This is a genomic window from Stenotrophomonas sp. YJH_SMC_37 (genome assembly GCF_059370035.1).
This window is the reverse complement of record NZ_JCAFTG010000001.1, coordinates 453,958-472,078: the sequence shown is the minus strand read 5'-3', so window position 1 is coordinate 472,078 and position 18,121 is coordinate 453,958. Positions and strand designations below refer to the sequence as shown.

16 protein-coding genes are annotated in these 18,121 nt (G+C 67.3%); 5 read left to right on the top strand and 11 right to left on the bottom strand.

The window, feature by feature from the left end; genetic code table 11:
* Positions 1–14: 14 nt before the first annotated feature.
* The 9 genes from AC5P8J_RS02280 to AC5P8J_RS02240 all read right to left on the bottom strand — a co-directional run bounded on the left by AC5P8J_RS02280 (position 15) and on the right by AC5P8J_RS02240 (position 7,633).
* On the bottom strand, positions 15–731 hold the full coding sequence (locus AC5P8J_RS02280; RefSeq protein ID WP_021202493.1) for an MtnX-like HAD-IB family phosphatase: 717 nt from the start codon (positions 729–731) through the stop codon (positions 15–17).
* A gap of 174 nt (positions 732–905) precedes the next feature.
* Complete coding sequence (locus AC5P8J_RS02275; protein WP_111098993.1) at positions 906–2,108, bottom strand: DegT/DnrJ/EryC1/StrS family aminotransferase; 1,203 nt, start codon at positions 2,106–2,108, stop codon at positions 906–908.
* A gap of 10 nt (positions 2,109–2,118) precedes the next feature.
* On the bottom strand, positions 2,119–2,517 hold the full coding sequence (locus AC5P8J_RS02270; protein ID WP_019659193.1) for a DMT family transporter: 399 nt from the start codon (positions 2,515–2,517) through the stop codon (positions 2,119–2,121).
* Positions 2,514–2,873 (bottom strand): EamA family transporter, encoded by a 360-nt coding sequence (locus AC5P8J_RS02265; protein ID WP_033834507.1) that lies wholly within the window; start codon positions 2,871–2,873, stop codon positions 2,514–2,516. Before AC5P8J_RS02265 ends, AC5P8J_RS02270 begins: the two co-directional genes overlap by 4 nt.
* A gap of 1 nt (position 2,874) precedes the next feature.
* Positions 2,875–3,711, bottom strand: a complete 837-nt coding sequence (locus AC5P8J_RS02260) for an alpha/beta hydrolase (protein ID WP_478436288.1) — start codon at positions 3,709–3,711, stop codon at positions 2,875–2,877.
* 79 nt (positions 3,712–3,790) lie between these two features.
* Positions 3,791–5,170, bottom strand: a complete 1,380-nt coding sequence (locus tag AC5P8J_RS02255; protein ID WP_227851941.1) for a sensor histidine kinase — start codon at positions 5,168–5,170, stop codon at positions 3,791–3,793.
* Positions 5,167–5,850, bottom strand: a complete 684-nt coding sequence (locus tag AC5P8J_RS02250) for a response regulator (RefSeq protein WP_019659189.1) — start codon at positions 5,848–5,850, stop codon at positions 5,167–5,169. The genes AC5P8J_RS02255 and AC5P8J_RS02250 overlap by 4 nt, the downstream gene beginning before the upstream one ends.
* Positions 5,851–5,982: 132 nt before the next feature.
* Positions 5,983–7,110, bottom strand: a complete 1,128-nt coding sequence (locus tag AC5P8J_RS02245) for a metallophosphoesterase (RefSeq protein ID WP_494540047.1) — start codon at positions 7,108–7,110, stop codon at positions 5,983–5,985.
* Positions 7,111–7,183: 73 nt separating this feature from the next.
* On the bottom strand, positions 7,184–7,633 hold the full coding sequence (locus AC5P8J_RS02240) for a winged helix-turn-helix transcriptional regulator (protein WP_495216589.1): 450 nt from the start codon (positions 7,631–7,633) through the stop codon (positions 7,184–7,186).
* Between the two features lie 89 nt (positions 7,634–7,722).
* On the opposite strand from AC5P8J_RS02240, the gene AC5P8J_RS02235 reads away from it, so the two are divergent.
* Positions 7,723–8,904: an MFS transporter gene (locus AC5P8J_RS02235; protein ID WP_495216588.1), complete on the top strand. Its 1,182-nt coding sequence runs from the start codon at positions 7,723–7,725 to the stop codon at positions 8,902–8,904.
* Between the two features lie 111 nt (positions 8,905–9,015).
* Here AC5P8J_RS02235 and AC5P8J_RS02230 read toward each other — a convergent pair whose 3' ends face one another.
* Entirely contained in the window at positions 9,016–10,431 is a 1,416-nt protein-coding gene (locus tag AC5P8J_RS02230; RefSeq protein ID WP_021202500.1) for a GGDEF domain-containing protein, read from the bottom strand.
* Between the two features lie 285 nt (positions 10,432–10,716).
* On the opposite strand from AC5P8J_RS02230, the gene AC5P8J_RS02225 reads away from it, so the two are divergent.
* A complete protein-coding gene (locus AC5P8J_RS02225; RefSeq protein WP_495216587.1) occupies positions 10,717–12,966 on the top strand; it encodes a TonB-dependent siderophore receptor in 2,250 nt (749 codons plus the stop codon).
* Positions 12,967–13,106: 140 nt separating this feature from the next.
* On the top strand, positions 13,107–14,087 hold the full coding sequence (locus tag AC5P8J_RS02220; protein ID WP_494540051.1) for a cation diffusion facilitator family transporter: 981 nt from the start codon (positions 13,107–13,109) through the stop codon (positions 14,085–14,087).
* 38 nt (positions 14,088–14,125) lie between these two features.
* Here AC5P8J_RS02220 and nfi read toward each other — a convergent pair whose 3' ends face one another.
* Positions 14,126–14,800, bottom strand: a complete 675-nt coding sequence (nfi, locus tag AC5P8J_RS02215; protein WP_494540052.1) for a deoxyribonuclease V — start codon at positions 14,798–14,800, stop codon at positions 14,126–14,128.
* Positions 14,801–14,894: 94 nt separating this feature from the next.
* Between nfi and gpmA the strand changes: the two genes are divergently transcribed.
* Both gpmA and AC5P8J_RS02205 read left to right on the top strand, forming a co-directional pair.
* Positions 14,895–15,644 (top strand): 2,3-diphosphoglycerate-dependent phosphoglycerate mutase, encoded by a 750-nt coding sequence (gene gpmA, locus AC5P8J_RS02210; RefSeq protein WP_494540053.1) that lies wholly within the window; start codon positions 14,895–14,897, stop codon positions 15,642–15,644.
* A gap of 209 nt (positions 15,645–15,853) precedes the next feature.
* Complete coding sequence (locus tag AC5P8J_RS02205; protein ID WP_206621997.1) at positions 15,854–17,947, top strand: M13 family metallopeptidase; 2,094 nt, start codon at positions 15,854–15,856, stop codon at positions 17,945–17,947.
* Positions 17,948–18,121: the final 174 nt, after the last annotated feature.

The following is an 18,121-nucleotide window of genomic DNA, read 5'->3' as shown; positions in this document are numbered from 1 at the left end:
TGGCGGGGGCGTGCTCAGGCGGTGGCCAGCAGCAGGGGCAGTGCGGTGGGCTGCGGGCTGGCGTCGATGCGGCGTGGCTGCAGCAGGCTGCCATCGAGCAGGCGCGGCAACAGCGCGATTGCATCGTGGAAGGTAGCGATGGCGGCATGCCCGATGCCGGCATTGGCGCAATGGGTGATCAGGCGGCGCTTGGCGAACACGAAGTCGGCATCTTCGGATACGCAGAAATCCGAGCTGCCGTCACCGATCATCAGCACGCGCGGTGCTTCGTTGGCGCGCGCCTGCGCGGCGCAGGTGCATTTGCAGGTGCCACTGCGGCAGCCTTCGGCCTGGTAGGGCGATTCCAGTTCCCAGTGGTCCCCGCACCAGCGCAGGTGGTTGGCCACCACCGGCAGTCGCGACAGGCCATGGTTGGCGAGGATGCGGTGGATCGCATAATCCAGGCCGTCGCTGACGATGCGCAGTGGCACGCCCAGCTGCTCGGCGCGGGCGACGAAGGCGACGAAGCCCGGATCGATCTGCACCTGGTCCAGGTGCGCATCGAGCGTGGCCGGGTCCAGCTTCAGCAGCCGCACCTGGCCCTGCATGCATTCGCGCGAGCCGATCTTTCCAGCCTTCCATTGGTCTTCCAGTTCCTGCCAGCCCGGCTGGCCGTACTTTTCCAGCAGCGCGTCGATGACATCTTCGAGGCTGATGGTGCCATCGAAGTCACACAGGATGCTCCAGTGCATGGGCAGGTCCGTCGATGAAAGAAACGCCCGGCCCGATGCCGGGGCAAGCTCAATGTAGGCAGGCCGCCTTTCTCGTTCCTTTCCTGTTGAAAGGCTTCATTGACGGGCTGGGAAAGCGTTCAGGAAGGTGCATGGATGAATGCGTGAGGTGCGGTCTATTCGTGCGTCTTGAAGTCACGCGCGGGCCAGCACCTGCAGTATTTCGGCCGTCTCTTCACGGGTCTGCCAGGCGCTGTTGCCAAGCGTCAGCATGCGTGCGGCGAAGTCGCGTGCGTTGGGCATGTCGTCCTGCGGCACGATGCCGCGCAGGTACGCGTAGTCGGGCAGGGCATGGATGAACATGCGGCTGGCGCCGAGCCCGCGTGGCCACAGGTCTTTCAGTACAGCATCGCGGGCGCGCTGGCTGGGCAGCAGCAGCATCAGCATCGGCCAGGTGCCGCCGGTGCCGGCCAGGCCATCGACGACCTCCACCGCCGGCAGCTGTGCCAGCTGCACACGCAGCTGCAGTGCGCGCAGGCGCCCGGCCTGCAGGAACGCAGGCAGCCGCCGTGCGGCGTGGGCGCCCACGTTCTGCCGCCACTGGCTGACCCGGTGCTGCGGGATGTCCAGCGGGAAAATGTCTCCGACCGCGTCTTCCAGATCGCCGCGTTGCAGGGCGCTGCGCAGAGGATTGCCGTACACCAGCGACAGCAGCGAGGGGCGGTAACAGGCGGCAAGGCCCAGCAGCTGCACGCTGCGAAGCAGCTCCCAGCGCAGGCTGAAACGTACCTGTTCGGCGGCATGTTCGGCCAGCCCAGCACGCAGTTCGTCGTCACGGCTGACCAGCAGGCCGCCTTCATGCAGGCTCAGGCCCTTGCCGGCAGCCAGGCTGAAGAATCCGATATCGCCACGCAGGCCGACACTGCTGTTGCCGACCCGTGCGCCGAGTGCCTGTGCGGCGTCCTCGATCACCCAGGCGCCGGCGTTGCGGGCGACTTCGCAGGCCAGTTCGACATCGGCGATGCGCCCGCCCAGGTGGGTCGGCAGGATCGCCAGCGTGCGCGCATCGGCCAGACGCCTGAGCTGGCCGGGATCAAAGTCGAAATGGCCGTGGCGGGTATCGCACAGCTGCACGCGCAGGCCCAGGCTGTGCACCGCGATCGGCACCAGCGGGCAGGTATAGGCCGGCAGGATCACGGTGTCGCGCTTGGGCGCACGCTTGCGCAGCGTACGCAGCGCGATCAGCAGCGCGTGCGTGCCGGAACAGGTCAGCTGCAGTGGCGGTGTGCCGAGCTGGCTGGCCAGGATCGCGCGCAGGTCGCCTCCACCGGGAAGGAAGTCGCTGGCCTGCATCGGCAGGCCAGCCGTCGGCGGCAGTTCGCGCGCGAACAGGCTCATCGCCGCGCGCTCATGGCGTGCTTGCGGCGGGGCTGTGTGGATCGTCTGCTTCGGCGCGACCGAGGCAGGCGATGCCGGCCACGATCAGGACCGCACCGACCAGGTGGTGCAGGGTCAGTGGTTCGTTCAACAGCCACGCCGACAGCAGCAGCACGCTGATCACTTCCAGGTGCGAAGCCGCGAACGCCGGACCGATCGGCGCATGCCGCAGCAGGCTCATCCAGGTGAAGAACGCCCCCACGTAGCCGAGGATGGCGCCGTACACCCACGGCTGCGACAGCACGCGCAGCAGCCACGCCGTGTTGGCCTCGACCGGCAGCGCGGCGTCGCCGGCGTATTTGAAGCACAGCTGGGCCAGTGTGTCGAAGGCCATCAGCAGCGGGAAGCCGATGACATACAGGCGCCTCATGAGCCGGCCCCCACCACCGCCACGCCCGCCGTGACCAGCAACATGCCGGTCACCCGCAGCGGCGTGAGTTTCTCGCGGAACAGGAAACGGCCGGCGATCATCAGCGCGACGATGTTGATCGAGCCCAACAGCACGCCCTTGGACAACGGTACCAACGACAGGAACGCGATCCAGGCGACGAACTCAAGCACGTAGCAGGCGATGCCGATCCACAGCCAGGGGCGGCTGAGCATGTGTTTCCAGCGTTGCAGTCCTTCGCCTTCCTGCGGATCGCTGGCGGCGGCCTTGAAGGCGAGCTGGCCACCGGTATCGAGTACCACATTGGCCAGCCACAGCAGCGTGGCAAGTACCCCCATTTCAGGCCACCGCCTTGAGCACGCCGCTGCGTTCACCGATCTCGGTGAAAAAACGCGCGCTGCGGCGGATCACCTCGCGGCGTTCGCGGTCGATGGTGATCATGTGGTAACTGTCCTCCAGCACCACCAGTTCCTTTGGGCCGCTGACCCGCGACATCACCAGTTCGGCATTTCCCATGCTGGCCACGTCGTCCTCGCGGGCGTGCATCACCAGGCATGGTGCGGTGACCTGGTGCAGGTGGCGGCGGGTCCAGTTGCTCAGCGCACGCATCTCGGCCAGCGCGTGCCAGGGATTGCCCGGCAGGCCGGCGGCGGCGCTGTCGCCGGACAGCATGGCGGCGCTGACCTGCGCACGGAGGCGCTCGTCGCGAAGGCCGTACGGCGGTTCTTCCATGAACATGCGGTCGCGGCCGATGTTGAAGCGTTTGAACCACGGCAGCAGGAACGAGAGGCGGGCGACAGCGGGTATGTTCCAGCCGTCGTAGCGGAACGTGGCGCCATACACGCCGACGCCGGACACCCAGTCCGGTCGTCGAGCAGCAAGTGCCAGCGACAGCACCGCGCCCATCGACAGGCCACCGACGAACAGCTGGTCGACCTTGCCGCGCAGGGTGGCCGCCGCATCCTCCACGCCCTGGTACCACTGTTCCCAGGTGGTCGCCAGCAGGTCATCCACGCTCCCGCAATGGCCGGGCAGCTGCACGCCGTGTACGGTGAAGCCGGCGTTGTTCAGGCCCTTGCCCAGCATGCGCATTTCCGCCGGGGTACCGGTCAGGCCATGGACCAGCAGCACGCCCTGGCGGCCACCGGGGAGGAAGAAGTCGTGCGATTCGGTCACCTGGCGGCTCCGGGACGGCAGTGGGGAGGGTCAGGATCGCAAGCGCGATTTTCGCCAGCCTTTCAGCGTCCCGGCCGGGTCAGGATGCCTTCAGCAGCGGCAGCGAGATGGCGACCTTCAGTCCACCACCGGGCCGGTTCAGGAAACTCAGGCGGCCGCCGAAGTGTTCCACCGCTTCGTGGGCGATGGCCAGGCCCAGGCCGGTCCCGCTGGCAGTGGTGCCGGGGGCCCGGAAAAAGCGCTCGCCCAGCCGTGGCATCACGTCGTCCGGCACGCCGGGACCGTTGTCTTCCACATACAGTTCGACATCATTGTCGTCCAGCGCATGCACGCCGACGGTGACGGTCGCACCGCGGCCGGCATAGCGCAGCGCATTGTCGATCAGGTTGTCCAGTGCCTCCTGCAGCTGGGCACCGTTGCCGAGCACGCGCAGAGGGTGGGGACTGCCGAGGTAGCCCAGGTCGATGCCGTCGCGGATCGCTTCGGGCACGCGCATGCCGACCCACTGTGGCACCCGTTCGCACAGGTCCAGTGCCTCCACGGTATCGGGCACGGTCTGCGCCCGGCTCAGCGCCAGCAGCTGGGTGCTGACCCGCGCGGTGCGCTGGTTGAGCCGGCGGATGTGCTGCAGTGCCTCGCGCACCGTGTCCGGGTCGCCATGCGCCAGTGCCTGGTCCACGTGCAGGGCCATGCCGGCCAACGGCGAGCGCAGCTGGTGCGCGGCGTCGGCGATGAAACGGTTCTGCAGGGTGATCATTTCCGCCTGGCGGGCAAACAGATCGTCGATGGTGCTGATCAGCGGCTGGATCTCCTCCGGCACGTCGGCGTCGGAGATCGGCGCCAGTTCGCCGCGGCGCTGTGCCAGGCGGGTCCTCAGCGGGGTCAGGATGCGCAGGCCATGGGTCACCCCGAACCAGACCAGCGCGGCGGTGCCCAGCGCCAGCATGGTCATCAGCGGGATGATGATCATCAGGATCTCTCGCGCGCGCTGGCGTCGTTCGGCCATGCTTTCGGCCACCGTCACCGCCAGCTGGTCCTGCGGATCGTTCATCGCACGCGTGCAGACGGTGGCCATGCGCACCGGCTGGCCGTTGAGAATGCCGTCGTACAGGGTGGGGTCCACGCCGGTGCATTCCTGCGAAGGCGCGTAGGCACTGAAATCCGCATTGCCGCTGAGTGTCCCCTGGCGGCTGCTGTCGACGTTGAAATAGCGATGGCCGTCGGGCTCGTACTCGATCAGGAAGCGCGCCTGAGGTGACAGCTCGCTGGTCACCGGCATGCCGCTCAGCATCTGCGCGAAGGAGTGCGTGTCGTCGATGAGGTTGCGGTCGTGGATGCGGTTGGAGTAGTCCAGCGCAACGTAGTAGGCCAGGATCGTATTGAAAGTGAGCAGGGCCAGCATCGGCAGCGCCAGGAAGGCAAGCAGGCGCCGGCGCAGGCTGGGCGGTCCACTGATCACGGGGCGCTGTCGTCCTGCGCGTCTTCCAGCATGTAGCCCAGCCCGCGCACGGTGCGGATGCCCATGCCGCCGGGCTGCAGCTTGCGGCGCAGGCGGTGCAGGGCGATGTCCAGGCCGTTGTCGGTCAGGTCCTGGCCCCAGTCGCACAGCGCTTCCACCAGCTGCGCGCGCGATACGATGCGCTCGGCGCGAACGGCCAGCGCCGACAGCAGGCCGAACTCGCGTGCGGTCAGTTCAAGTGATTGGTCGTCGATCCAGACGCGGTGCCCGGCCAAGTCCAGGCGCAAGCGGCCGACGCGCAGGTCCGGATTACCATTGCTGGTGACCCGCCGCAGCTGTGCTCGCACGCGGGCTTCGAATTCGTCCAGTGCGAACGGCTTGACCAGGTAGTCATCGGCGCCGAGGTCGAGCACGCGTACCCGCTCGGCCAGGCCGTCACGTGCGGTCACCACCAGCACCGCCAGGCCATCGCCGCGCTGGCGCAGGCGTTGCAGCACGTCGCGGCCATCCAGTTGCGGCAGGCCCAGGTCCAGCACCAGCAGCGCGTACTGCGTCGAGCCCAGTGCAGCATCGGCGTGCGCACCGTTGTCGACGTGGTCGACCACGTGCCCCTGCCGGCGCAGCGAGGCGCACAGGCCGGAGGCGATATCCGGGTCGTCTTCAGCAATCAGAACGCGCATGCGCGGGGCTCCTGTAACGGTCAGGCCCACCGGATGGACGGGTTGGGCCTCTCGGCTGCCGAAGGGTAGCCGCAAACCGGGTGAAGGTGGAGCGCGCCGGCACCTCCCGGCACCGTCGCGCTGTCCCTCCATTCAGTCCTGCAGGCCCGGCTCACCCAGCGCCAGCGGCACCCGCGAACCATCCAGCAGGCCACGGCTGAGCTTGCCATCCTCGATGAACAGCAGTTCGCCGTTCTCGCCGTTCTTGATGCTGCTGTCGATCGCGGTTACGCGGTCGCCATGGAAGCTGCTGACGTGCGGCATCGAAGTGTGGCCGACCACGATGCGGGTGAGCTGCAGGCGGTCGAGCACGGCCTGCACACCCGCGGTGTCGAGGCGGCCATCGAAATAGCCGCGGTACCAGATCGGGCTGGTCTTGCCGTCATACAGCGGTGCCGTGGCCGGGTCGGCCTTCACTTCGGCTTTGGGCAGGCCCAGCGAGGCCTGATAGGCCGCGTTGGTGCGTGCCGGGTCCAGCGCCAGCTGTACCGCCTCGGGCGAGATGCCGCCGTGCAGGAACAGGGTATCGCCGATCTTCAGCAGCACCGGACGGGTGCGCAGCCACTGCCCGATCACCGAATCGGCACCATACAGCTGCGGGTAGCTGCGGCCCAGCAGCTGGGCGCTGCGCAGGTACTTCGGGTTGACGTAGCGCAGGTCGTCGTACAGCACCATGGTTTCGTGGTTGCCGAGCACGAAGTGCACGGCGCCACCGGCGGCGGCCGCCTGCTGCTGCAGGCCGTAGAGCAGCCAGAACGCCTCGGTCACCTGCGGGCCGCGGTCGAACACATCGCCGGCGATGACCAGGGTGTCGGTGCCCAGCGCCCAGCGGTCCTGCGCATCGATCACCTTGTTGGCGCGCAGCAGGCGCACCAGCAGCCCGTACTGGCCATGGATGTCCGACAGCGCGACGATGCGCGGTGCAGCCGGCAGCACGGAAATCGAAGGTGCGTTCGGCGCGGCCACATGTACGGTGTGCTCGTAGCCACAGCGCGGCGCGATATCGGTGCCCGTCGTGTTGATGGCCAGCGTGCGCGACTCGACCTTGTCGTCGCAGATCCACTTGGCCTGCAGCTGGTCGCCCTGGCGGAACACATAGGGGCCATCGGCCTGCACGTGGTCGGCGGGCGCGGCAACCTCGCGGGCCTGCGTGGTTGCTGTGGCGCAGGCCAGCAGCGGCAACAGCAGGGCGGTCAGCAGGGAAGGGCGACAGCGCGACATCGGCGGCATCCAGCGGCGGAAAGATCCGATGCTAACCGGCGCGGGCGTCCGTCGGTGTGCGCGAGTGGGCGGATCAGGCGCCGCGCCGGTCGTCCTTGAGCTTGCGCACGCGGGTGGCGGCGGCCTGCAGCGGCTGACCGTCGCGCCCGTGTGGCTGCATGTAGGGCAGTGGTCGCCGCGTGCTGGATTCGATCAACTGCGAATGGGTTTCACCGGCGCTGAAGCGATGGCGTTCTCCCCACTGGCGCAGCGCGACCAGCAGCGGGAACAGTTCCTGGCCGGGGTGGGTGAGCACGTATTCCTGGTAGGCCGAGCCATCGGAGGCCGGTTGCAGTTGCAGGATGCCGGCCTCGACCAGCCTGCGCAGGCGATCGCTGAGGATGTTGCGCGCCGCGCCGAGGCTGCGCTGGAAGTCGCCGAAGCGGCTGACGCCGTCGAAGGCATCGCGGATCACCAGCAGTGCCCAGCGATCACCGAGCAGGTCGGCGCTGCGGGCAACGGGGCAGGGACTGTTGGCGTGCATGCTGGGGCCTCCGAATGTGGTTGCAGTTTAAAACCAATGGCGATAGCCTGCATCAAGTTTCAAATTGCAACTACATCATGAGCGCATCGATGTCCCGCCCATTGCTGACCCTGCTCGCGGTCGCGGCCGGCGCCAGCGTGGCCAACGTCTATTACGCGCAACCGCTGCTGGATCGGCTGGCACAGGCCTTCGCACTGGACCGTGCCGTGGCGGGCGCAGTGTTGGCGGCAACCCAGGCCGGCAGCGTGCTTGCATTGCTCGGCCTGCTGCCGCTGGCCGATCGCGGTGACCGGCGGCGCCTGCTGCGGCTGCAGCTGGCGGCACTGGTGGCGGCCCTGCTGTGGCTGGCAGCGGCACGCACGACCGGTTGGCTGCTGTCGGCCATGCTGCTGGCCGGACTGCTGGGCACCGCGCTCACGGCAGCGATGGCTCCGGCCGCGCAGCGCGGGCGCGTGGTGGGGGTGGTGCAGGGGGGGGTGTTCATCGGGCTGCTGCTGGCGCGTGTGCTGTCCGGCACGGTGGCGGCCATTGCCGGCTGGCAAGCGGTCTATCTGCTTTCGGCAGCGCTGATGGCGGCCTTGGCCGTACTGCTGTGGCGGCGCCTGCCGGCCGTGCCGATACCCGCAGTGCCGCCGCGCTGGCGCGACCTGATCGGCTCGATGCTGGGCATGCTGCGCCGCGATCGAACGCTGCGCGAGCGCGGGCCGCTGGTATTGCTGCTGTTTGCCGGCCTCAATGTGTTCTGGGCGGCGGCACCCTTGCCGCTGTCGGCACCGCCGCTGCACTGGTCAACCGCAGCCATCGGCGCGCTCGGCCTGGCCGGCGTGGTCGGTGCGCTGATGGCGGCGCGGGTCGGACACTGGATGGACCGTGGTTTCGCGCATCGGGTCAGCCTCGGCGCGCTGTTGTTGATGCTGGTCGCGTGGTGGCCGCTGCTGGGCCTGCCGCGTTCGCTGTCCTTGCTTTTGCTGGGTGTGGTCGTGCTCGACCTCGGCGGCCAGGCACTCCATGTCTCGAACCAGGGATTGTTGCTGCGTGCACCGGCAGAACAGCATGGGCGCCTGGTGGCGTTGTACATGTTGTTCTATGCAGTTGGCAGTGGGGCGGGTGCGGCTGCGGGGCCTTGGGTGCAGGCCCGGCATGGCTGGCCAGCAGTGTGCCTGTTGGGCGCCGGCATCGCGCTGCTGGCGCTGCTGTGGTGGGCAGCATGGCGGATGGTGGCGTTCAACGCATCGGCTGGCGCGCGAACCGGTAGAGTCGACTGTCGGTAGAGTCGACTGTCGGTAGAGTCGACTGTCAGTCGACTGCTCTTCGCCCCGCGTGCGAAAAATCCCGCGCTGCGCGCGATAGTCGACCAGCGGTCGACTCTACCTGTCCTGTCGTCATCGCTGCAGTGCACGCCGCCCCGGGGCTTCCTGCAGGTCCGCGCTGGCCACCACCACGCGGTTGCGGCCGCTGCGCTTGGCCTCGTACATCGCCGCGTCTGCGCGTGCCATCAACCGCTCGTAGTCCGGATGACCATCGTGACCGGCCACGCCGATGCTGGCGGTCAGCTCCAGCACCTGGCCATTGGCTAGTGCTACCGGTGATTGTGCGATCTGCCGGCGCAGGCTCTCGGCGATCACGGTCGCCTGCGACTCGCTGGCCGCCACCAGCACCACCACGAATTCTTCGCCGCCATAGCGGAACAGGTAGTCGCTGCCCCGCGTGAGTTGGCCGAGCAGGCCGGCCACGTGCTGCAACGCGCGGTCGCCGGCATCGTGGCCGTGGCCGTCGTTGATCGCCTTGAAGTGATCCAGGTCGAGCAGCAGCAGCGAGAACGGCGTGCCGTTGCGCGTGGCCAGCTCGATTTCCCGCCGCAGCACGGTTGGCAGGAAGCGGCGGTTGAGCAGGTTGGTCAGCGCATCGCTGCCGGCATCCAGTTCGCCGATGCGCTCGAACAGCAGGGTCATCAGGGTGCGGATGGCGGCCAGATCCTCGCGGATGGCCGGCAGCACCGCCAGCCGCTGCGCCGGGGCATCGTTGCTTGCCTGTTGCAGGTTCCCGTCGATGCGGGCCATCAGCTGGCCGACCTGCTGGGTTTCGCTGCTCTCGCCGAAGCTGGGGATGCCCTTGTGGGTGAACCACAGGCCGAATTCCGACGTCGCCAGGCTGGCGCTTTCGCCGGCCTGCACGTGGCCGGCCAGTGCGTACAGCAGTGCGTTTTCCCAGTCCAGCAGCAGGGCGCGCTGGCGCTCGCGCTCGGTGCTGACGTTCTGCACCAGCGAGAACAACCGGTAGGCCGCATCGGCACGGGTGGATCGTTCGCGCGCATGGGTGTAGGCCAGGGTCATGCCTTCCATGGCGATGTCCATGATCGCGCTGAGGCAGTCGATGGCGGCGAACGCGGTGGCACTGTCGGGTGCGTCGTCGCGCAGGCGCACGAACAGCTCGTGCTTGAGCACGCGCGCGCCGCGGGTGACCAGGTCGACCGGAATGCCGACCCGGGCATGCACATCGCCGATCACCCGTTGCGAGGCCACGGCACTGGCGATCCTGTCGCGATCAGTGGTCAGCAGTTGCACCAGCCAGCGCTGCATGGCCGGCTGCAGGCGCTGCTTGACCTGGTCGTGGGACAGGAAGCGGCGTGCACGCCCGTCCTGCAGCAGCACTTCGTAAAAGCGCTGTGCCAGCACGGCTGGGGCATCGGTGGCTGCGGCCTTGAGCAGCGCGGTGGCGGCAGGGCCAGCCTGTTGCAGGCAGTGCTGCCAGGCTTCGGCCAGCGGCTGGCTGGCATCGTCCAGTTGCGGTGTTTCCACGTCGATCTCTGACTGCGTACGACAAACCACGGGTATCGGCCGTGGCGGCGTGCGGTTGATGGCGGGTTAGCCGGCCAGTTTACGCGCGGTGCAGCGTTGCACGGTGCGCAAAGCACATCCGTGCCCTGCGGCAATGAGTGAACGCATTTGAGAATCACTCTCATTGATGGGAGAATGTACGCACGGATCGGGCTGCAGGCGACTGCAGCGACGCTCCGCCTCCCCCTCGTCGTTGCCTCAAGCCCTTTGCCAGAGGCCCCGTTGCCCTGCCAGAAGGTCCAGATCATGTCTCCTGCCGTTGTCCTCTCGCCGCGCCCGCTGGCGCTCGCCGTTGCCGCCCTGCTGGCGGGCAGTGCGCTGACCGCCCAGGCTGAAACCGACGCCACCGATATCGACACGGTGCACGTCACCGCCTCGCAGATTGCCCGCCAGGCGTTGGGTACCTCGACCATCACCGCCGAGGACATCGCCAGGCGCCCACCGGCCAACGACATCGCCGAACTGTTGCGCACCATGCCGGGCGTCAACCTCACCGGCAACAGCGCCTCGGGCCAGTACGGCAACAACCGCCAGATCGACCTGCGCGGCATGGGCCCGGAAAACACCCTGATCCTGGTCGACGGCAAGCGCATCGGTGCGCGCGATGCCGTGCGCATGGGGCGCAGCGGCGAGCGCAACACACGCGGCGACACCAACTGGGTGCCGGCGGAGATGATCGAGCGCATCGAAGTGCTGCGTGGACCGGCGGCGGCACGCTATGGCTCCGGTGCTTCCGGTGGCGTGGTCAACATCATCACCAAGCGCCCGACCGGCGACCTTGCCGGTGCGGTCGACCTGTACGGGCTGGTGCCTGAACACAGCGCCGAAGGTGGCAGCGAGCGCGTCGGCCTGCAGCTGAGTGGGCCGATGACCGACACGCTGTCGTTCCGCCTGTACGGCAACCTCAACAGGACCGACGCCGACTCACTGGACCTCAACCGCCAGTACGCCACCAACCCGAACGCAGTGCCACCGGCTGGCCGCGAGGGCGTCAAGAACCGTGACGTCAACGCGCTGCTGCGCTGGGACGTGACCGCCAACCAGGTGGTCGAGTTCGAGGCGGGCACCAGCCGCCAGGGCAACATCTACGCCGGCGACCGTGCGGTCAGCACCACCGGCACTTCGACCGGCGTTGATCTGGCGGCGCTGGCCGACGGCAAGGCGGAGACCAACCGCATGTACCGCAACACCGGTGCGGTCACCCACCGCGGCCGTTGGGGTGATGTCACTTCGCGGGTGACGGCCGCAGTCGAGGCGGTCAACAACTCGCGCATCAATGAAGGCCTGGCCGGTGGCCCGGAAGGCAGCTTCAACGGCACCGACTGGTCTACCTCGCGCCTGCGCAACTACCAGCTGGATGGCGAAGTGAGCTTCCCGACCGCGCTGGGCGGCGCAGAGAACATCTGGACGCTCGGCTTTGAATACCTGGACAGCCGCCTGACCGATCCGTATTCGATGAGCCAGTCCAGCAGCAGCGGCGGCGGTATTCCAGGGTTGTCGGCCGACCGTGCGCGGGGCAAGGCCGACGCGCAGACCACGGCGGCGTTCGTGGAAGACAACATCTACCTGGGCGAGCACTGGATCGTTACCCCGGGCCTGCGCTTCGACCACCACAGCCAGTTCGGCAACAACACCAGCCCCAGCCTCAATGCGCAGTTCCGCATCAACAGCGACTGGGTGGTGAAGGGCGGCATTGCCCGCGCGTTCAAGGCGCCGAACCTGTACCAGTCGAATCCGGACTATCTCTACTACACCCGCGGCAACGGCTGCCCCAATGCGCTGCCGAGCCTGGGCGCCGGTTGCTACATGCGCGGCAACGCGGACCTGAAGGCGGAAACCAGCCTGAACAAGGAACTGGGCATCGAGTGGGCACCGCAGAGCGGCTGGCAGGCGTCGTTGACCTACTTCCACAACGATTACAAGGACAAGATCCAGGCCGGATACACCCAGATCGGGCTGACCGCCGACACCAAGGGCCGCATCTTCCGCTGGGAGAACGCGCCGAAGGCGATCGTGCAGGGGCTGGAAGGCAACCTGGTCATTCCGCTGCTGGGCGAGCAGGGCAACCGCCTGAAGTGGAGCAACAACTTCACCTACATGGTGGAAAACGAGAACAAGACCACGCATCAGCCGCTGTCGGTGATTCCGAAGTACACGATCAACACCATGCTGGACTGGCAGGCCACCGACAGGCTGTCCGTGTTGCTGACCGGCACCTTCTACGGCAGGCAGGAACCGGCCACGACCAACATCAACAACGACCCGCGCTGCACTGGCAGCTGCGATGCATCGATCGCGCTGCAGGATCGTGGCGCGTACAACATCTGGGGCGTGAGCGCGCGCTACAAGGTGACCGAGACGGTCAGCTTCGGTTTCGGAGTGAACAATCTGGCCGACAAGCGCTTGTTCCGCGAGGCCAATAGCAGCGATGCCGGGGCGGCGACCTACAACGAGCCGGGCCGCGCATACTGGGCCAGCCTGCGCTTCGGCTTCTGACCGCAGGCGGTCGTCGGTCTGCAACCCTCGCCGGGCCATGCCCGGCGAGGGCTCGTGTGGCCTGCAATGTTATAAACATCGTAATAGTCTCCCCCGCCGGCACCGCGTAGCCTGCACCGCATCGCAAAGGAGCTGTTGCCATGGGCCACGACCACGACCACCTGCCATCCCAGATCCGCCACGAGAAACCCCTGTGGTGGGCACTCGGCCTGACCACCACCTTCCTCGTCGTCGAAGTGGTGGGCGCGTTCTGGACCAACAGCCTGGCGCTGCTGTCCGACGCCGCACACATGGCCACCGATGCGCTGGCGCTGATGATCGCGCTGGTCGCGGTGCGGCTGAGCCGGCGCCCGCCGGATGCGCGCCGCACCTACGGCTATGCACGGCTGGAAGCGTTGGGCGCGATGATCAACGGTGCCATGCTGTTCGTGGTCGCCGCCTACATCCTGTGGGAGGCGGTCGGCCGTTTCCGCCAGCCGCAGGAGATCGCCTCCTCCGGCATGCTGGTGATTGCTGCGGCGGGCCTGGTCATCAACCTGATCTCGATGCGCCTGCTGCAGGCGGGCAGTGGCGAGAGCCTCAACGTGAAGGGCGCCTACCTGGAAGTATGGGCCGACATGCTCGGCTCGGTGGCAGTGATTGCGGGCGCATTGTTGATCAAGTGGACCGGATGGAAACCGATCGACCCGATCCTGGCGGTGCTGATCGGCCTGTGGGTGCTGCCGCGTACCTACGTGCTGATGCGTGAGGCGATCAACGTGCTGCTGGAAGGCGTGCCCAAGGGCATGGATGTGGCCAGGGTGCGCGACAGCCTGGCCGGCCACGCCGCAGTCCTGGACGTGCATGACCTGCACGTGTGGGCGCTGGCTTCAAGCACGCCGGCGCTGACCGCGCACATCGTGATGCGCGACGGCACCGACGCCGATGCATTGCGCCGCGAGCTGGGCGGTCGCCTGCATGATGACTTCGGTATCGAGCACGTGACACTGCAGATTGAAGCGGACCATTGTGGCGAAGCCTGTGGCGGGCCGGCGCCGCCCAAGGGCGGCGGACACGAGGGCCACGAGGCCCACGACCATGGCGAGGACGCGCAGGGCCATCGCGGTCACGTGCATCGCTGATCGAAGATGACGCGCGTGCCGGGAGATGCCTGGCGCAGCTATTCGTCCCGTCGCGAGGCGAGCCGATCCGCCAGCCGGGTCGGCTCCGGCAGCCGGTAACCGCGCAGGGTGCGCTGCACCCAGGCCAGCGCGGTATCGGCACTGACCCGATGGCCGCCGGCCACGAACAGCGGCTTGCAGCGCACCTTGCTGCGCAGCACCCAGCCCAGTTGTTCATCGCCCTCCAGCAGCGGCGTATGTGCACCGGCCTCGGCGCCCGGCTCGACGAACCGGCCCACCAGCTTCGACTTGGCGACACCGATGCTCGGCAGGTCGGTGACCACGCCCAGATGCGCGGCCACGCCCAGCCGGCGCGGATGGCTGATGCCGTGGCCATCGATGAACACCAGATCCGGCGCCTGCGGCAGCAGCGCCAGTGCCGCCAGCAGCGCCGGCAGCTCGCGGAAACTGAGCAGGCCGGGGATGTAGGGCATCACCGTAGGAATCCGCGCGATCTCCTGCGCCACGGGCTGCAGCGTCTTCGCATCCAGCAGCACCGCCGCGGCGCGGGTGATGGCGCCGTTGTCTTCAAAGCCGACATCCAGCCCGGCCAGCCAGCGCGTGTCGCGGGGCAAGCGGTCCTGGCGCTCCACGCGGCTGGCAAGCTGGATCTGCTGCGCGCGGGCAGCGGCGACGCTGCCTTCCCAGCGTCCGGGGTCGATCACCGTATTCATTGGCCGCAGCATCGCATGCGCGGCGCCACGGCCCGGTGAGTGGCGCCCGGGGCTACAATGGCAGCCTGCCTTTCCTCGCGTTGGAGACCCTGCAGTGACCCGTAAACTCGTACTGTTGCGCCATGGCCAGAGCCAGTGGAACCTGGACAACCGCTTCACCGGCTGGGTCGATGTTGACCTGACCGAGCAGGGGCGTCGCGAAGCGGCCGCCGCCGGTCGCCTGATGCGCGAGGAAGGCCTGCAGTTCGACGTCGCCCACACTTCCGTGCTCAAGCGCGCCATCCACACCCTGCAGGGTGCGCTGGCCGAGCTGGAGCAGGACTGGCTGCCGGTGAACAAGTCCTGGCGGCTCAATGAGCGCCACTACGGCGGCCTGCAGGGCCTGGACAAGGCCGAGACCGCGGCCAAGCACGGCGAAGACCAGGTCAAGGCGTGGCGTCGTTCGTACGACATCCCGCCGCCGGCCATGGACCTGGAAGATCCGGGCCACCCGATCCACGACCGCCGCTACGCCGGCCTGGACCGCAACGCGCTGCCGGGCACCGAATCGCTGGCCACGACCCTGGACCGCGTGCTGCCGTACTGGCACGACGCCATCGCCCCGCAGCTGAAGGACGGCAAGACCGTGCTGGTCACCGCCCACGGCAACTCGCTGCGCGCGCTGTACAAGTACCTCAACAATGTCTCGCGCGAGGAAATCCTCGAGCTGAACATCCCGACCGGCATCCCGCTGCTGTTCGAACTGAACGATGACCTGACCGTGCAGTCGTTCCGCTACCTGGGCGACCCGGAAGCGGCGCGCAAGGCCGCCGAAGCCGTGGCCAACCAGGGCAAGGCGAAATAAGAAGCAGAAGGCCGGCGCAAGCCGGCCTTCGCTTCTGTAGAGCCGAGCCCACGCTCGGCTGCTTTGGGCTTTTGCCGCACGAAGCATGAACCCGGAACGGAGAGCAGTCGAGCATGGCTCGACTCTACAGAAGGACGCTCTGTGACCTTTGGCCGGTCCCCAACCTCACGCCCCCGGCTACCCTGTGAAATTACCCGCAGGAGAGCCTCATGAACGTCCGCAACCTGGTCCCGCTGGGCCTGACCATCGCCATCGCTGCTTCGCTGGCGGCCTGTGGCAAGAATGACGCCGCACCGGCGGCCAGCGCCGACGCCAAGCCAGCCTTCGACCTGTCGCAGATCAAGACGCCGCTGATTTCGCTCAACAGCGCTGATCTCGATCCGTCCATCTCCGCCTGTACCGACCTCAATGGCTTCGTCAACAGCAAGTGGCTGAAGGCCAATCCGGTGCCGGGCGACCAGACCACCTGGGGCAGCTTCGAGATCCTGCGCGAGCGCTCGCTGGAAGTGCAGCACGCGCTGGTGCAGCAGGCCGCCGCCAGCCAGGCCAAGGCCGGTTCGGTGGAAGCCAAGATCGGTGACATCTGGAAGACCGGCAACGACGAAGCGAAGATCGAAGCTGCCGGCCTGGCGCCGCTGCAGCCGCAGCTGGACAAGATCACCGCGCTTAACGACACCGCCGCCATCACCCGGTACCTGCGCGACAGCCAGGCCGAAGGCAAGGGCGTGCTGTTCTCGCTGTTCGCCAATGCCGACTACAAGGATTCGGCCAACGTCATCGCCTACGTCGGCCAGGGTGGCCTGGGCCTGCCGGAGAAGGGCTACTACTTCGACGATGCGCAGGCCAAGATCCGCGACGCCTACGTGGCCTACATCGCACAGGTGCTGACCCTGTCCGGCGTGGACGCGGCGCAGGCCGCCGAGCAGGCCAAGGCCGTGATGGCCTTCGAAACCCGCCTGGCCAAGGCCTCGATGTCGCGCATCGAAATGCGTGACCCGGCCAAGCGCTACAACCCGCTCAGCGCCGCAGACGCCGACAAGCTGACCCCGAACTTCAGCTGGACCGCGCTGTTCGACACCCTGAAGGTGCCGGCCGCACAGAAGTTCTCGCTGGCGCAGCCGGGCTTCTTCGGTGAAATGGACAAGATGCTCGCCGATGTGCCGGCCAGTACCTGGCAGGCCTACCTGCGCTTCCACACCATCGACGATGCCTCGCCGTACCTGAGCAGCCAGTTCGAGAAGGCCAACTTCGAGTTCTATGGCAAGACCCTGCGTGGCCAGAAGGAAATGCAGCCGCGCTGGAAGCGCGTGCTGGAGTCGGTCAACGGTGGCATGGGCGAAGCCCTGGGCCAGCTGTACGTCGACGCCGTGTTCCCGGCCGAGTCGAAGGTGGCCATGCAGCACCTGGTGGAGAACCTGTCGCAGGCATTGAAGGCGCGGCTGGAGCAGCTGCCGTGGATGGGCGAGGAAACGAAGAAGAAGGCACTGGAAAAGTGGGCCAGCTTCACCCCGAAGATCGGCTACCCGGACAAGTGGCGTGACTGGTCGGGCCTGCAGACCAACGGCGACAGCTACCTGGGCAACATGCAGGCGGCGCGTGCGTTCAACTACCGCTACATGCTGGACAAGATCGGCAAGCCGGTGGACAAGACCGAATGGGGCATGACCCCGCAGACCGTCAACGCGTACTACAACGCCACCAAGAACGAGATCGTGTTCCCGGCAGCGATCCTGCAGGCGCCGTTCTTCGACGCCAAGGCCGATCCGGCGCTGAACTACGGCGGCATCGGTGCAGTCATCGGCCATGAGATGATGCACGGCTACGACGACTCGGGCAGCCAGTTCGCCGCCAACGGCAACTTCGACAACTGGTGGACGGACGCCGACCGCAAGGCCTTCACCGAGCGTACCGATCAGCTGGTCGCCCAGTTCGACGGCTACGAGTCGGTGCCGGGCGTGTTCGTGAAGGGCAAGCTGACCCTGGGCGAGAACATCGGCGACCTGGGCGGCCTGACCGTGGCCTACGACGCGCTGCAGATGGCGCTGAAGGAAGACCCGAAGGCGAATGTCGAGGTTGACGGCCACAGCCAGGACCAGCGCTTCTTCATGAACTGGGCCACGGTGTGGCGCCGCAACTTCACCGATGGTGAGCTGCGCGTCCGCCTCAACACCGATCCGCACGCGCCGGCCAATTTCCGTGCCAACGGTGCGCCGTCGAACATGCCCTCGTTCGCTGCTGCATTCCAGTGCAAGGCGGGTGATGCGATGGTGCGCGCCGACGACAAGCGCGTGGTGATCTGGTAATCGATCACCCGTGATGCGTGGAGCGAAAGGCCCGGCGAACGCCGGGCCTTTTGTCTTCCAGGCCGGCAGCGCAGCGCCGGCTGGTAGAGTCGACTGTTAGTCGACTATCGCGCGCAGCGGGGGATTTTCGCGATCTGGACGAAGAGCAGTCGACTAACATTCGACTCTACCGTC

Bases quoted from the DNA above. Each gene is read 5' to 3' on its own strand.
- AC5P8J_RS02265 (WP_033834507.1), bottom strand. From the start codon at position 2,873: ATGGGGGTACTTGCCACGCTGCTGTGGCTGGCCAATGTGGTACTCGAT.
- AC5P8J_RS02220 (WP_494540051.1), top strand. From the start codon at position 13,107: ATGGGCCACGACCACGACCACCTGCCATCCCAGATCCGCCACGAGAAA.
- nfi (WP_494540052.1), bottom strand. From the start codon at position 14,800: ATGAATACGGTGATCGACCCCGGACGCTGGGAAGGCAGCGTCGCCGCT.
- AC5P8J_RS02250 (WP_019659189.1), bottom strand. From the start codon at position 5,850: ATGCGCGTTCTGATTGCTGAAGACGACCCGGATATCGCCTCCGGCCTG.
- AC5P8J_RS02275 (WP_111098993.1), bottom strand. From the start codon at position 2,108: ATGAGCCTGTTCGCGCGCGAACTGCCGCCGACGGCTGGCCTGCCGATG.
- AC5P8J_RS02245 (WP_494540047.1), bottom strand. From the start codon at position 7,110: ATGTCGCGCTGTCGCCCTTCCCTGCTGACCGCCCTGCTGTTGCCGCTG.
- AC5P8J_RS02240 (WP_495216589.1), bottom strand. From the start codon at position 7,633: ATGCACGCCAACAGTCCCTGCCCCGTTGCCCGCAGCGCCGACCTGCTC.
- AC5P8J_RS02205 (WP_206621997.1), top strand. From the start codon at position 15,854: ATGAACGTCCGCAACCTGGTCCCGCTGGGCCTGACCATCGCCATCGCT.
- AC5P8J_RS02280 (WP_021202493.1), bottom strand. From the start codon at position 731: ATGCACTGGAGCATCCTGTGTGACTTCGATGGCACCATCAGCCTCGAA.
- AC5P8J_RS02235 (WP_495216588.1), top strand. From the start codon at position 7,723: ATGTCCCGCCCATTGCTGACCCTGCTCGCGGTCGCGGCCGGCGCCAGC.
- AC5P8J_RS02225 (WP_495216587.1), top strand. From the start codon at position 10,717: ATGTCTCCTGCCGTTGTCCTCTCGCCGCGCCCGCTGGCGCTCGCCGTT.
- AC5P8J_RS02270 (WP_019659193.1), bottom strand. From the start codon at position 2,517: ATGAGGCGCCTGTATGTCATCGGCTTCCCGCTGCTGATGGCCTTCGAC.